We start from the raw sequence: 14735 nt of genomic DNA on the forward strand, positions 1-14735 counted from the left end.
GCCCGGCATGAGCCGGGCGCCCCGATCGCTGGTGCTGGGCCGGTTACTCCCCGGCCGCCGCGTCCGCCCGCTGCGCCCGCAGGGCACGCTCGACGCCCGCGCGGGACTCCGAGACCAGCCGGCGCAGGGCCGCGTTCGGCTCGGCCGAGGCCAGCCAGGCGTCCGTCTTGTCCAGGGTCTCCTGGGAGACCTGGACCGTCGGGTAGAGGCCGACGGCGATCTGCTGGGCCATCTCGTGGGAGCGCGACTCCCAGATGTCCTTGACCACCTCGAAGTACCGGTCCGCGTACGGGGCGAGCACCTCGCGCTGGTCGGTCTGGACGAAGCCCCCGATGACCGCCTCCTGCACGGCGTTCGGCAGCTTGTCGGAGTCCACGACCGACGCCCACGCCTCCGCCTTGGCCTCCTCGGTGGGACGGGCCGCCCGGGCCGTGGCCGCGTGCCGCTCACCGGCGGCCGTGCGGTCGCGCTCGTACTCGCCCGCGATCTCCGCCTCGTCGAACCGGCCGACCGCGGCGAGCCGCTGCACGAACGCCCACCGCAGCTCCGTGTCGACGACCAGGCCGTCCACGGTCTGCGAGCCGTCCAGCAGCGCGTCCAGCACATCCAGCTGCTCGGGCGTGCGGGCCGTCGCCGCGAACGCGCGCGCCCACGCCAGCTGGTGGTCGCTGCCCGGCGCCGCCGCCCGCAGGTGCGCCAGCGTCGCGTCGGTCCAGCGGGCCAGCAGCGCCTCGCGGGCGGCCGGGTCGGCGTACAGGTCGATCGCCAGCTTCACCTGGCGCTGGAGCGACTGCACCACGCCGATGTCCGACTCCTTGCCGATGCCGGACAGCACCAGGGACAGGTAGTCGCGGGCCGCGAGCTGCGCGTCACGCGTCATGTCCCAGGCCGACGCCCAGCACAGGGCGCGCGGCAGGGACGACTCGAAGTCGCCCAGGTGCTCCGTGACGAAGGCCAGCGACTGCTCGTCCAGGCGGACCTTCGCGTACGACAGGTCGTCGTCGTTGAGCAGGATCACGGCCGGGCGGCGCCTTCCCACCAGCTGCGGTACGGCCGTCAGCTCGCCGTCCACGTCCAGCTCGATGCGCTCGTCGCGGACCAGCTTGCCGCTGTCGTCGTCCAGCTCGTACAGCCCGACGGCGATCCGGTGCGGCCGCAGCGTCGGCTCGCCCTTGGCGCCGGCGGGCAGGGCCGGGGCCTCCTGGCGGATCGAGAAGGAGGTGACGACGCCGTTCCCGTCCGTCTCGATCTCGGGACGCAGGACGTTGATGCCCGCCGTCTCCAGCCACGCCTTCGACCAGGCCTTCAGATCACGGCCGGAGGTCGTCTCCAGAGCGCCCAGCAGATCGGACAGGCGCGTGTTGCCGTAGGCGTGCGCCTTGAAGTACGCCTGCACGCCGCGGAAGAACTCGTCCTCGCCGACGTACGCGACGAGCTGCTTCAGGACAGAAGCCCCCTTCGCGTACGTGATGCCGTCGAAGTTGACGAGCACGTCGTCCAGGTCGTTGATCTCGGCCATGATCGGGTGCGTCGACGGCAGCTGGTCCTGCCGGTACGCCCACGTCTTCATGGAGTTGGCGAACGTCGTCCAGGAGTGCGGCCAGCGCGACGCGGGGTGCGCAGCCTGGCAGGCGATCGAGGTGTACGTGGCGAACGACTCGTTCAGCCACAGGTCGTTCCACCACTCCATCGTCACGAGGTCGCCGAACCACATGTGGGCCAGCTCGTGCAGGATGGTCTCCGCGCGCGTCTCGTACGCCGCGTCCGTCACCTTCGAGCGGAACACGTACTGGTCGCGGATGGTCACCGCGCCCGCGTTCTCCATCGCGCCCGCGTTGAACTCCGGCACGAACAGCTGGTCGTACTTCGTGAACGGGTACGCGTAGTCGAACTTCTCCTGGAACCACTCGAAGCCCTGCCGGGTCACCTCGAAGATCGCGTCCGAGTCGAGGTACTCGGCGAGCGAGGGACGGCAGTAGATGCCGAGCGGGACGGACTGGCCGTCCTTCTCGTACACGCTGTGCACGGAATGGTACGGGCCGACGATCAGCGCCGTGATGTACGTCGAGATGCGCGGCGTCGGCTCGAACTCCCAGACGTTGTCCTGCGGTTCGGGCGTCGGCGAGTTGGAGATGACCGTCCAGCCCTCGGGCGCCTTCACCGTGAACTGGAAGGTCGCCTTGAGGTCCGGCTGCTCGAAGCTCGCGAACACCCGGCGGGCGTCCGGCACCTCGAACTGGGTGTAGAGGTACGCCTGGTCGTCGACCGGGTCGACGAACCGGTGCAGGCCCTCACCCGTGTTGGTGTACGCGCAGTCGGCGACGACCCGGAGGATGTTGCGGCCCTGGAGCAGACCGGGCAGGGCGATCCGCGAGTCCGCGAAGACCTCGGCCGGGTCGAGGGAGTCCCCGTTCAGGGTCACCTCGTGCACGGCCGGCGCCACCAGGTCGATGAACGACTCCGCGCCGTTCTCGGCCGTCACGTCGAAGCGCACCGTGGTCACGGACCGGTAGGTGCCGCCCTCCTGCGCGCCGGAGAGATCGAGCTCGATCCCGTACGACTCAACGGCGAGCAGCTGCGCCCGCTGCTGCGCCTCTTCGCGGGTCAGGTTTGTGCCAGGCACGCGGTCATCTCCTCGTTATGGGTGGGTTGCGCCATCTTTCCACGGAGGATCGGCGTCGTGCGACGACCCGGGCGAGTCCTAGGGATACCCCTCGGGCAGGGGCCTTCCGGGGCGAGCGCGACGTCCGGATTCCGCCGGTGAGCGCGGATCGCGCGAGTGAGCCTGGTGACCATGACGACCACCGCGTACACCGCACGCCCCATCTCCCCGCGCGCCCTGAAGGAACTGCGCACGACGGACGACGCGGGCCGCCGGACCGACGGCTTCACCGACACCGAGGGCGGCAGCCCGTTGCGCTGCTGCCTGCGCCACAGCGAGCCGGGCGAACGCCTGGCCCTGGTCTCCTACGCCCCGCTCCGCCGCTGGGCGTCGGAGACGGGCGCCGCCCCGGGCCCCTACGACGAACAGGGCCCGGTCTTCATCCACGCCGAGGAGTGCGAGGGACCGGAGACCGGCGGCCTCCCGTTCACCGGCAGCCGTCGCACGGTCCGCCGCTACTCGGCCGAGGGGCACATCCTGGGCGGCCGGCTGGTCGAGGACCCCACCGGTTTCGGTGAGGCCTTCACAGAAGCGTTCGACGACCCGGCCGTGGCACTGGTCCACGTCCGGGCCGTCGAGTACGGCTGCTTCCTCTACGAGGTGCGCCGGGACTACGGGGCGGGAGGGGTCAGCCCTTGAGCTCCGCCGCCACCAGCTCCGCGATCTGTACGGCGTTCAGCGCCGCGCCCTTGCGGAGGTTGTCGTTGGAGACGAAGAGGGCCAGGCCGTTGTCCACCGTCTCGTCACTGCGGATGCGGCCGACGTAGGACGGGTCGTTGCCGGCGGCCTGGAGGGGGGTCGGGATGTCGGAGAGCTCGACGCCGGGGGCGTCCTTCAGGAGCTCCGTCGCGCGCTCCGGGGAGATCGGGCGGGCGAAGCGGGCGTTGATCTGGAGGGAGTGGCCGGAGAAGACCGGGACGCGCACGCAGGTGCCGGAGACCTTCAGGCCCGGGATCTCCAGGATCTTGCGGGACTCGTTGCGGAGCTTCTGCTCCTCGTCGGTCTCGTTCAGGCCGTCGTCGACGATGCTGCCCGCCAGCGGCAGTACGTTGAAGGCGATGGGGCGCTTGTAGACGCCCGGCTCCGGGAAGTCCACCGCCTCACCGTCGTGGGTGAGCTTCTCGGCCTCGGCGACGACCTTCTGCGTCTGGCCGTGCAGCTCGGCGACGCCCGCGAGGCCGGAACCGGAGACCGCCTGGTACGTGGCGACGACCAGGGCTTCCAGGCCCGCCTCGTCGTGCAGCGGACGCAGGACCGGCATCGCGGCCATCGTCGTGCAGTTCGGGTTGGCGATGATGCCCTTGGGGCGGTCCTTGATCGCGTGCGGGTTGACCTCGGAGACGACCAGGGGGACCTCCGGGTGCTTGCGCCACGCGGAGGAGTTGTCGATCACGACCGCGCCCTGGGAGGCGACCTTCTCGGCCAGCGCCTTGGAGGTCGCGCCGCCCGCGGAGAACAGCACGATGTCAAGGCCGGTGTAGTCGGCGGTCGCCGCGTCCTCCACCGTCACGCCGTCCAGCTCCGTGCCCGCGGAACGGGCCGAGGCGAACAGGCGCAGCTCCGTGACCGGGAAGTTCCGCTCCGTGAGGATCCTGCGCATGACCGTGCCGACCTGTCCGGTGGCTCCGACGATTCCGACCCTCACGGTGACTCCCTCTCCTGCGTCTCTTCACGTGCTCGTTGCTTGGCCGAGGCTTTTCCATCATGCGGCCGACCACGGCCCGCCTGTCCACTTCTTTCCCCGCACTGCCCAGGAAGTGGGACGGCGTGTCCCGCCCCACGGTTGCGGACCTGCGGTGTCGACCCCGCTGAGCTGGAGGAATTCATCCGGCCGGGGTCGTGCGCCGCAAGCTCGCCTGCCCCTGTCGGTCTCGGCCACACGGAAGTGTGATGTATGCCTCTGCGGCCCGGCCGGCCCGCGCCGGGAAAACGGCCGAACGTGCCGAACGTTCCGGGCCGTACCGGCGTCGTAGGAGAAACACGGCGAGGGGGGTGGCTTGTGCTGCTGCGCGGGAGGGCCCGGCGCGCCCGGGAGGCGCACACCGCGACCGGCGACGGTCCGCGGGACGCGGCCGATCCGCTGGGCGGGGCCGATATGTCGAGCGCGGCTGGTCGGTCGGGCGGGGCCGGTACGTCGAGCGCGGCTGGTCGGTCGGGCGGGGTCGGTCCGGCGGGCGAGGCGGGTCCGCTGGGCGGGGCCGGTCGGTCGGGCGGGTCCGGTACGTCTAGCGAGGCCGGTCCGGCGGGCGAGGCCGGCTGGCCTGGCGGTGCCGGTGGGCCGGGCGGGGCCGGTACGTCGAGCGCGGCCGGTGCCGGTCCGTTGGGCGGGGCCGGTCGGTCGGGCGAGGCCGGTTCGCTGGGCGAGGCCGGTGCGGCGGGCGCGGCTGATCCGCTGGGTGAGGCCGATCCGCTGGACGTGGCGCAGGAGCGCCGGGTGCGGGCGGTGCTCGCGCTCGGCGGGGTGCCGCAGGCGGACCTGCCGGACGGGGTGCAGCAGGTCCGCCTGCGGCTGCTGGAGCGGGCCGCGAGCGGCCGGGAGGCACCGCGGGACGTCTCGGCGTGGGCGGCGGTCGTCGCCTCCAACCTCGCCATGGACTGGCACCGGGCCAAGCGCCGCCAGGAACGGCTCGGGGAGCGGCTGGCCGCCCTGCGCCAGCCGGCGGAGCACCCCTCCGGCGAGGACAGCAGCGTGCTGTCCGTCGCCGTCGCCCAGGGCCTGGACGAGCTGCCCGACGCCCAGCGGCAGGTCGTCGTCCTGCGCTTCTACGCCGACCTGCCGGTCCGGTCCATCGCCGAGCAGCTGGGCGTCCCGGAGGGCACGGTCAAGAGCCGGCTGCACACGGCGGTACGGGCTCTGCGCGCCCGCCTGCACGAGGACGAGGTGGTGTGACGTGACCGCCGAGCATGGCAAGGACGGGCACAGCGAGGTCGCGCTCATGGCGGTGATCACCGGTGAGGCGCCACCGGACGATGCCCTCGCGGACGACGCCTTCCAGGCGGAGTACCGGTCCGCGGCCGCCGACGTGGCGTTGCTGCGCGAGCAGCTGGGCCTCATCGGACAGGCACTCGCCGGGCCCGAACGGGTCCTTGAAGAGACCCCTGAGCAGCACTCCGAGCCCGGACCGGCGGCAGGAGGCGGCGCCTCCGTGACCTCCCTGTCCGCGCGCCGCGACCGGCGCAAGCCCTGGGACCTGGCCCTGAAGGGCCTCGTCGCGGCCGTCGGTGCCGGTTTCGTGATCGGCATGGGCTGGCTCGTCGTCCAGAGCGGCGGCACGGACACCGGGAGCGATCAGGGCGCGTCGTCCGCCGCCGACGGTTCCGCCGGCCGGGAGCACGCCCAAGAGGACGCCAAGCTCAGCCACGCCGGGTATCTCGCCTGCGCCCGGATCGTCGCCGAGGGCATCGTCACCGAGGTCGAGGCCGTTCCCGGCACGGGCCAGGACCGGATCACCCTGGACGTGACGCGCTACTACAAGCCCGACAAGGGCCGGGCGCGGATCACCTTCCCCCTGGAGACCGGCGCCGTCCCCTCGCTCCGGTCCGGTGAACACATGCTCGTCGGCATCTCCGGCGATCAGGCCCACCCGGACACGTGGGCGACCGGGGAGAAGGAGATCGCCCGCGAACGGGCGTGGATCACCGACGCGCTGCCCGCCTCGCGCACCCTCCCGTGCCCGTGAGGAACAGCAAGAAGGGCGGGCGCCCAAACGGACGCCCGCCCCACAGCTGCCGCGATACCGCTACGGCAGAACCTTCTCGATCTTCACGCTGCCCAGGCCCGCGACCGTGCCGCGCGCGTTGACCAGCTGGACCTGGCCGAAGAACTCACGCCCCTCGGGAGCGGCGGCCGCGGCGGTGACGCTGCCCGAGACCGTCGCGGAGTCGCCCGTGCCGAGCTTCACCGGCGCCGACCCCTCGACGCTGACGCTGCCGAGGGAGGGGGAGAAGAACACGTCCTGGTAGTCGTACTCCGTGGTGCCGGCCGGCACCGAGTAGCCGACGACCTCGATCGAGTACTTCCCGGCGGCCGGGGAGGGGATCGAGACCGACTCCTCCGAGTCGCCGTCGGCGGAGCTGCCGACCTGCGCGCCCGACGCGTCGTACACGGCGAGGTCCAGGTCCGCGGCGTTGTCCGAAACCTTGCCGATGGCGACGTCCAGCGACTTCGCGCCCGCGGGCACCTCGACCGTCGTGGTCTGCGTCTCACCCTGCTTGATCGAGGGGCGGGTCGCCTTGGCCGAGCCCAGCGGGCCGCCCACCAGCTTGCCGTCGAGCGCGGCGAAGCCGTTCGTCACCTTCCAGGAGGCGGCGGCCGGGGTGCCGACCTTCGCCTCGGGCACGGTCACGGTCTCCGGGTCGAAGGCCGCGCCGAGGACGGCGACGTCCAGCTTGTACGGGTTGTCGAGCAGCGGCGACGTACGGCGCGACTCGACCTCGATCTCCCACACGCCCGGCTGCGGGTCCGCGTACGACCGCAGGTCGGGGCGGCAGGTGTTGGCCGGGTTGGAGTAGTTCGGGTAGCAGTTGATCGTCGACGTCGGGTCGGACGGGACGCCGTACGGGTGGATGGAGATGAACCGGGTCTGGCTCTTGTCCTTCAGCCCGCTCATCGCGACCTCAAGGGTCTTGGCGCCCTCCGGGAGGGTGACGAAGTAGTGGTGCGAGCTGTTGCGCTGCACCGAGTCCTTCGCGGAGAAGGTGTACTTCAGCGGCGCCGCGACGACCACGGTGTTCAGGACCTGGCGGTCGATGCCCTCGGTCTTCGGGTCGTCGACCTCGAGGATCGCGCTCTTGATGCCCGCGGACTTCGGCGCGGCCTGGACCTTGACGGTCACCGGCTTGTTCAGCGGCAGCTTCACCTCGTCGGAGCCGACGATGCGGAACGTGCCGCCCGCGTTGTTCTCGAAGTGCAGCTCGTGCCGGATCGCCTTGTCGGCGCCGGACGTACGGGTGATGGTGATCTCGTACGTCTTCTTCTGGCCGGCCTTCAGGCCGCCCTCACGGTCGTACAGGCCCGTGCCGAAGCCCGGGGTCTTCAGGAACTGGTCGATCGCGGTGTCGACCGGCGCCTTGACCGCGTAGGAGTGCGAGGTGGCGTCGTCGCGAATGGCGTCCCAGGCGTCCTCGATGTTCATGAGGCCCGCGCCCTCCTCGTACGCCTGCACACCCTTGATGTGGTCGGCGGTGGAGGTGAGGGCCGTGCGCAGGGTCGCCGGCGTGAGGTCGATCTTCTTCTGCTTGGCGGCCGAGATCAGCAGCGCCGAGGCACCCGCGGCCTGCGGGGAGGCCATCGAGGTGCCCTGGAGCATGCCGTAGCCGGCCGGCAGGGAGTAGCCCGCCTCGGCGACCGGCTGGCCCGGCATCCAGGTCTGGATGGTGTTGATCGCCGCACCGGGGGCGACCAGGGTCGGCGTGAAGCCGCCGTCCTCACGCGGGCCGCGCGAGGAGAACGGCATCATCGCGTACTTCTTCTCCACGACCGAGCCGTAGTTGGCGGCCCAGGTCTCCTTGGAGACGGACGCGCCGACCGAGATGACCTTCTCGGCCAGGGCCGGGTCGCCGATGGTGTTGGCGCCGGGGCCGGAGTTGCCCGCGGAGATCACCAGCTGGACGCCGTAGGTGTCGATGAGCCGCGTGTACAGCTCGGCGCGCGCGTTGTTGCCGTCGTTCAGCGCCGGCAGGCCGCCGATGGACATGTTGACGATGTCGACACCGCGCTTGGTGACGAGGTCGATCATGCCCTCGGTGAGCGCCACGTTGGTGCAGCCGCCGGACCAGGTGCAGGCGCGCGAGGAGACCAGCTTGGCGCCCGGAGCGGCACCGTCCATCTTCCCGCCGAACAGGCCGTTGGCGGCGGTGATGCCGGCGACGTGCGTGCCGTGCTCGGACTCGATGACACCGATGTTGACGAAGTCGGACTTCTTGCCGACCCAGGTGCCGCCCAGCGGGTCCATCGGGACGTCCTTGCGGATCTCCACGACGAACGGCTGCCGCTCGGCGACGTCGGTGGCCGGGTTGTCGGTGCCGAAGTACCCGACCTGGTGGCCGTCCTTGTACGGCTTCATCGGGGCGTCGTCGCCGAAGTCGTTGTTGTTGTTCAGGTCGACCCGGACCGTGCCGGCCTTGGCGTCGTACAGCACGCCCCAGGCGTCGGTGGTGTCGCCGTCCCGGTTGGCGTCGCCCGCCGCGTCGCCGCCGGTGGTGTACGACTCCTTGAACAGGCTGACGGCGTACGAGCCCGCCGGCGCCTTGTACGACTGGCCCTGGTAGGTGAAGGCCGGGCCGGACACGGCCGAGACCATCGGGCGCCAGGTGTTGTCGTTGTCGATGATCGGGTCGGTCGCCGTCACCCAGTCGACGATCTTCCGCTCACCGGTCGTCGTCTTCTGCAGCGCCGGGTGGCCGAGGTCCACGCCGGAGTCCAGGATGCCGATGGTGACGCCGCGGCCGTCGGCCTTCGGGTGGTCCTCGACGAAGTCGACCGCGCCCGTCTCGAAGGACGGGTTGTACGGGTTCTCGGCCGGGGTCTTCTTCCCCGGCGCCGGGTACGTCCCCTGCGCGGCCTTGGCGCCCTTGGCGGTGTCCGCGCTCGGTGCCGGGTCGTCCAGCGGGATCTCCTCGCGCAGGTCGATGCCGTGCACGGAGGACAGCTTGGCGGCGGCGGCGATCGCCGAGTCGGCCTTGGCCGTCGGGACGGTGGCGCGGACGTAGCCGAGCCTGTCGTCGGCCCGGCCGACCGAGCCGCCCTTGACCGCGTCCAGCTGCCCGGCGACCTGCTCGGTCTTCCCGGGCGCGGTGGCGATCATCATCGTGACGGTCTTGTCGCCGTCGGCCTTGGCCTCCGCGAGCAGGTCCGCGTCGTCCGAACCGAGCTTGGCGTGCGCGGACTTGACGCTCGGCTCGGCCGGGGCGTCAGCGCCCGGGCCGTCGGCGGAGAACGCCAGGGGGATGGGCCCGGCCGCGGAGAGCGCGGCGACGAGACCGGCGGCCACGGCGATGCGTGCCACACGTCTCGGGCCCGATATCTGATCGCGCGGGGTGGGAGGGGTCATCGGCATCCCTTGTAGGTAAAGGAACGAGCGGGAAGCGACCGGGGCCCGATCGGTCCTGGTCGCAGATGGTCCGAACGGCAAGCCCGGACGATCGCACAGCCTTACGCAAGGTGAAGTCCTTTGGGGAGCGTTGACCGAAACGAGATGGATGTATGGGGAAAACCCGCGATGCGATTTGTGAGCATCAGTCCTGAAGGTGGCAAAGAAATCGGTTAACGTCCCGGAGTGCGACAGAAGTTGAGGGTGGCGGCCTACGCCATATGCGTCCGGGACGGACAGATCCTGCTCGCCCGCTCGCCCGCCCAGGACGGCACGCCCGAGTGGGTCGTGCCGGGCGGCGGCATGGAGCACGGCGAGGACCCCTACGACACCGTCCGGCGGGAGGTGGAGGAGGAGACCGGCTACCGCATCGAGGTGACCGGCCTGCTCGGCGTGGACTCCTCCCACCGCGTCTTCCGCAACGGCTTCGGACCCGCCGTCGACCATCACGGCGTCCGGTTCGTCTACGAGGGCCGCATCACCGGCGGCGAACTGCGCAACGAGGTGAACGGCTCCACCGACCTCGCCGCCTGGCACGACCTGGACGCGGTGCCCGGTCTTGTGCGGATCTCGCTGGTCGACATCGCCCTGCGGATGTGGCGCGAACGCCCGGTCACCGGACGGCTGGCCGACGCCCCGGCGTAGCACGCCCCCGGTGCGCTACCCCGGAAGGTGAACGCGGCGTGACCGGCTCCGGGCCGTATCCGGAGCAGGCGACGACGCGCAGGGTGGTCCAAGATCCACGTACGGTGATCTGCGCTGCGCGTTGCCGCCTCGTTTACGCGCAGGTCATTCCCGATGCCAACGATCCAGTACGAGCGGGGTGTTCAGACGTGAACGCCCCGCGACCACTGCCGACGCGTTCGCACTCGGGGAGAGAAGCGCATGTCGCGCACACGCTCAGTCGCCGGCTCCGGCCGGGGCATCCACCGTCGTTCCGTCCTCGCCGCCACCGGCGCGGTCGCCCTCTCCGGGGGCGTCGGCTACGCCCTGCGGCCCAGCGACAGCCAGGCCGCCACGGTCAAGGAGAGCACCGACGCCGCCGTCGCGGCCTCCTCGCGCCGGGCACCGGCCGCGCCGCTGGCCCCCTACACCAAGGGCACCACCCTGGCGTCCGTCGCCGCCCCGCGCGGCAGCTCCGGCTACCGGCGTCTGAACGACGGGCCCGGCTGGCAGCGGGTCGTCCGCTCCGACCTGGCCGCGCCCAAGCCCGGCCGGGCCGGCCGCCGTACCCCGCTCGCCGCGTTCGTGCAGCTCACCGACCTGCACATCATCGACGCCCAGCACCCGTTGCGTCTGGAGTACCTGCGCTCGGCCGACATCCACGCCTGGCGGCCGCACGAGGCGCTGACCGTGCAGGGCGCGATCGCGCTGGTGGAGCGGATCAACGCGCTGCGCGGCGCCCCCGTCACCGGCGCCCCGCTGCACTTCGCCATGACCACCGGCGACAACACGGACAACAACGCCAAGTCCGAGCTGGACTGGTTCCTGAAGATCATGAGCGGGGGACGCATCACGCCCAACACGGGTGACCCGCGCCGGTACGAGGGTGTCCAGAACAGCGGCCTCAAGCAGTACTGGCAGCCCGACGCCGCGGTCCGCGACAGCGACAAGCAAGCGGGCTTCCCCCACCTCGACGGCTTCCTGAAGGCCGCGATCCGCGAGGTGCGCAGCCCCGGCCTCAACCTCCCCTGGTACTCGACGGTCGGCAACCACGACTCGCTGCCGATGGGCTGCTACGCCTCGCACGGTGACTCGTACCTCACCGAACTCGCCGTCGGCGGCAAGAAGCTGATGGACGTCTCCGCGGCCGAGGCGCAGCGGCTCCAGGCGCAGATCAAGAAGGCCCGCGACCCGCAGGGCGTCCGCTACCACGACTTCCTCACCTCCCAGGCCCGCCGCATGCGTTCGGTCACCCCCGACGAGCGGCGCGCCCCCTTCACCCAGGCCGAGTACCTGAAGGCCCACCTGGACCCGGCCCACCGCGGCGTCGGACCGGCCGGTCACGGCTACTCCTCCGCCAACCTGGACGCGGGCACCCAGTACTACGCCTTCCGCATCTCCGACGACGTCATCGGCATCAGCCTGGACACCACCGACTCCGGCGGCCACTACGAGGGGTCCGTCGGCACGGCCCAGCTCAAGTGGCTCGACAAGACACTGCGGGACAACAAGGACTCCTACGCGGTGATCTTCAGCCACCACACCAGCAAGACGATGACGAACCTCCGCCGCGACCCGGCCCGCCCCACCGAGCGCCGCCACGACGGCCAGGAGGTCCTCGCCCTGCTCGGCAACCACCCCAGGGTGCTTGCGTGGGTGAACGGCCACATCCACAAGAACGTCATCACCCCGCACGCCCTGGCGAGCGGCGGCTCCTTCTGGGAGATCTCCACCGCCTCCCACGTCGACTTCCCGCAGCTGGCCCGGGTCATCGAACTGACCGACAACAAGGACGGCACGATCTCCCTGTTCACGACGCTGGTGGAGTCCTCGGCCCCGTCCCGCACGGACTTCTCCGACCTCTCCCAGACCGGCCTCGCGGCCCTCTACCGCGAGCTGTCCCTCAACGCGCCCGGCGCGAGCACGACCCTCGGCGGCGACCCGAACGACCGCAACACCGAACTGGTGCTCAAGAAGGGCTGATACCCGCTCAACCGCCCGGCGGCGGTCAACCCCCGCCCCCGCCACCGGAGTCCCGCCTCCCGGCACGACTCGACATGACGTGACAGGGGGAACGGGGACATGAACAGACGCGTGCGCACGGCGGCCCTGACGGCGGCGACGGCGATGGCGCTGTCGGCGGCCCTGGCGGCTCCGGCGGGGCCACGGCACCTGGGCGGCCACGGCCGGGGTCGGCGACCTGAAGAAGGGAACGCCGCGTTCGGCCCGGGACCACTACCGGATCGCCAGCATCACCAAGACGTTCGTCGCCACGGTCGTCCTCCAACTGGAGGCGCAAGGGCGGCTGTCGCTCGACGACACCGTGGAGCAGTGGCTGCCGGGCGCGGTCCGGGGCGATGGCCACGACGGCCGGCGCATCACGATCCGGCAGCTCCTGAACCACACCAGCGGCATCTTCGACTACCTGGAGGACCCGGGCTTCCAGCAGACGTACATGACCGCCAAGGGCTTCCTGAAGCACCGCTTCGACGAGGCGGCCCCCGAGGACATGCTCGCCATCGCGACGAAGAACGAGCCGTACTTCGAGCCCGGCGCGTCGTTCGCCTACTCCAACACCAACTACCTCCTGGCCGCCCGGGTGATCGAGAAGGCCACCGGCAACGACTACGGCGACGAGATCGACCGCCGGATCATCGGCCCCCTGCACCTGACCTCGACGTCGGTCCCCACCGCCCGGGTCACCCTGCCCCGGCCCGGCAGCCGCGCCTACTCCAAGCTGGCCAGGACGGACACCGGCCCGACGTACGACGTCACGGAACTGAACCCGCGCCTGGCCTACGGCTCCGGGCAGATGGTCTCCAGCTCCGCCGACCTGAACCGCTTCTACTCGGCCCTGCTCCGGGGCAGGCTGCTCCCGCCCGAGCAGCTGAAAGAGATGAAGACCACCGTCCCGTCCAGCCGGGACACCAGCCGCTACGGCCTGGGGCTCGTCGACCGCAAGCTCTGTTGCGGCGTGCACGTCTGGGGCCACGACGGCGGGATCTACGGCTCGAACTCGGACGCGGTGACCAGCGAGGACGGCCGGCACTCCCTCGCCGTCAACTTCAACGGCGACTGGTCGGGGAGCACCGACGCGATCATCGAGGCGGAGTTCTGCGGCCGGTAGCCACGCACAGCGCGAGGAGGGGCCGCCGGGGTGTCCCGGCGGCCCCTCCTCCCCCCCTCCTGGTCCTGCGCCCGGTCCGTCACTACCGGGGCAGGACCACGACATACGCCGCCGGTTCGCGGTCGGCCGAGGCCATCAGGGCCGTGCGGAGCACCGTCGCCTGCTGCTCCGGGGCGTCGCGGAGCTTCCTCGGCGTGATGTGCACGACCGTGATGCCGAGCCGTTCCAGGTGCTCGCGCTTGCGGGCGTACTCGGACCACAGGGCGTCGTCGTCCTGCCGGGGAGCCCGGGTGTCGAGTTCCACCGCCACCGCCTGGTCCGGCCAGTACGCGTCGAGGCCGCCGAGGTAGGGGCCGCCGGGCAGGCGCAGGTCGACGTTCCAGGCCGGGTCGGGCAGGCCGTACTCGCGGACCATCCGGTACAGGCGGTCCTCCGCCCGGGCCCGGCCCTCGGCGAGCAGGGAATCCACCGCGTCCACGACGTGCGGGCGGCTCAGCAGCCGTGCCTGGTTCAGTTCCCGGACCACCGCAGCCGGGTCGCAGTGGCCGCCGCGGACCGCCTCCGTGAGCAGCCGGCGGACGGTGCCGGCGTCCGCGAGTCCGGCCACCGCGTCGGCCAGCGCGCGGGCGACCGGCGCCACCGGCACCCCGGTGACCTGCTCGGGGTCGGGCATGACGGGCGTGCGGACGATCCGCGCGCAGCCCGTGGAGCGCAGCCTCCGCAGCCGCGGGACCAGGACGTCGATGGTGTCCAGGGACGGCAGCGGGGGAGTGGAGGAGAAGCCGTGCAGGGTCAGCGCGGCCAGGCCCGTGATCATCGCCTCGGGGTAGGCGGGGGCGTGCGGCCGGCTCCCGCCCGGCTGGGCGGGGACCCCGGTGCCGCGCTCCCGCGCCGCGTACATCAGCACCGCGTGCAGCCGCTCCTCGCTGGTCGGCGGGCCCGGGTGGAGCAGGACGACGCCCGGGAGGAGCTGTTGCCAGGGGCCGCCCGCGCGGCACTGCTCGTTCGTCTCGGCCGTGGAGACGCCGTGCGAACGGAGCCGGGCCGTGGTCGTCACACGGGGGCGGCCGCCGCCGGACAGGTCGTGCAGCGGGCGGGGGGAGAGCGGGGCGTTGTGGGTCATGCCCCGCAATTTCCCGCGCTCCGGCCCTCTTTGAACCGCTGTTACAGGTCCGTCGACACATACGGACAA

9 protein-coding genes and 1 pseudogene are annotated in these 14735 nt (G+C 71.6%); 6 read left to right on the forward strand and 4 right to left on the reverse strand.

The window, feature by feature from the left end; genetic code table 11:
• Positions 1-43 precede the first annotated feature (43 nt).
• Positions 44-2623 carry an aminopeptidase N gene (pepN, locus tag OO68_RS38980; RefSeq protein WP_033314210.1) on the reverse strand — a complete coding sequence of 860 codons (2580 nt, stop codon included), beginning with the start codon at positions 2621-2623 and terminating at the stop codon, positions 44-46.
• A gap of 171 nt (positions 2624-2794) precedes the next feature.
• Between pepN and OO68_RS38985 the strand changes: the two genes are divergently transcribed.
• A complete protein-coding gene (locus OO68_RS38985; protein WP_033314256.1) occupies positions 2795-3301 on the forward strand; it encodes a DUF1203 domain-containing protein in 507 nt (168 codons plus the stop codon).
• Here the strand turns inward: OO68_RS38985 and OO68_RS38990 are convergent.
• A complete protein-coding gene (locus tag OO68_RS38990; protein ID WP_033314211.1) occupies positions 3291-4307 on the reverse strand; it encodes an aspartate-semialdehyde dehydrogenase in 1017 nt (338 codons plus the stop codon). The genes OO68_RS38985 and OO68_RS38990 overlap by 11 nt on opposite strands.
• Before the next feature lie 711 nt (positions 4308-5018).
• On the opposite strand from OO68_RS38990, the gene OO68_RS38995 reads away from it, so the two are divergent.
• Both OO68_RS38995 and OO68_RS39000 read left to right on the forward strand, forming a co-directional pair.
• The gene (locus OO68_RS38995; protein ID WP_051814988.1) at positions 5019-5552 is read left to right on the forward strand and encodes a sigma-70 family RNA polymerase sigma factor; all 534 of its coding nucleotides are present in this window, start codon (positions 5019-5021) and stop codon (positions 5550-5552) included.
• A gap of 1 nt (position 5553) precedes the next feature.
• Complete coding sequence (locus OO68_RS39000) at positions 5554-6342, forward strand: hypothetical protein (RefSeq protein WP_033314212.1); 789 nt, start codon at positions 5554-5556, stop codon at positions 6340-6342.
• A 60-nt stretch (positions 6343-6402) separates the two neighbouring features.
• Here OO68_RS39000 and OO68_RS39005 read toward each other — a convergent pair whose 3' ends face one another.
• Complete coding sequence (locus tag OO68_RS39005) at positions 6403-9714, reverse strand: S8 family serine peptidase (protein ID WP_033314213.1); 3312 nt, start codon at positions 9712-9714, stop codon at positions 6403-6405.
• 225 nt (positions 9715-9939) lie between these two features.
• Here OO68_RS39005 and OO68_RS39010 point away from each other — a divergent pair, with 225 nt between their 5' ends.
• The 3 genes and pseudogenes from OO68_RS39010 to OO68_RS39020 all read left to right on the forward strand — a co-directional run bounded on the left by OO68_RS39010 (position 9940) and on the right by OO68_RS39020 (position 13543).
• The gene (locus OO68_RS39010; RefSeq protein ID WP_245237394.1) at positions 9940-10398 is read left to right on the forward strand and encodes an NUDIX hydrolase; all 459 of its coding nucleotides are present in this window, start codon (positions 9940-9942) and stop codon (positions 10396-10398) included.
• A 240-nt stretch (positions 10399-10638) separates the two neighbouring features.
• Positions 10639-12399, forward strand: coding sequence for a TIGR03767 family metallophosphoesterase (locus tag OO68_RS39015; RefSeq protein ID WP_033314215.1), 1761 nt, complete (start codon positions 10639-10641; stop codon positions 12397-12399).
• Between the two features lie 144 nt (positions 12400-12543).
• Positions 12544-13543 (forward strand): annotated as a pseudogene (locus tag OO68_RS39020) (serine hydrolase domain-containing protein).
• An 82-nt stretch (positions 13544-13625) separates the two neighbouring features.
• On the opposite strand, the gene OO68_RS39025 reads toward OO68_RS39020, so the two are convergent.
• Positions 13626-14666, reverse strand: coding sequence for a hypothetical protein (locus OO68_RS39025; RefSeq protein WP_033314216.1), 1041 nt, complete (start codon positions 14664-14666; stop codon positions 13626-13628).
• Between the last annotated feature and the right edge of the window lie 69 nt (positions 14667-14735).

It is taken from the genome of Streptomyces iakyrus (genome assembly GCF_000717055.1).
Lineage (GTDB): Bacteria > Actinomycetota > Actinomycetes > Streptomycetales > Streptomycetaceae > Streptomyces > Streptomyces iakyrus.

Bases quoted from the DNA above. Each gene is read 5' to 3' on its own strand.
- OO68_RS38985 (WP_033314256.1), top strand. From the start codon at position 2,795: ATGACGACCACCGCGTACACCGCACGCCCCATCTCCCCGCGCGCCCTG.
- OO68_RS39005 (WP_033314213.1), bottom strand. From the start codon at position 9,714: ATGACCCCTCCCACCCCGCGCGATCAGATATCGGGCCCGAGACGTGTG.
- OO68_RS39015 (WP_033314215.1), top strand. From the start codon at position 10,639: ATGTCGCGCACACGCTCAGTCGCCGGCTCCGGCCGGGGCATCCACCGT.
- OO68_RS39025 (WP_033314216.1), bottom strand. From the start codon at position 14,666: ATGACCCACAACGCCCCGCTCTCCCCCCGCCCGCTGCACGACCTGTCC.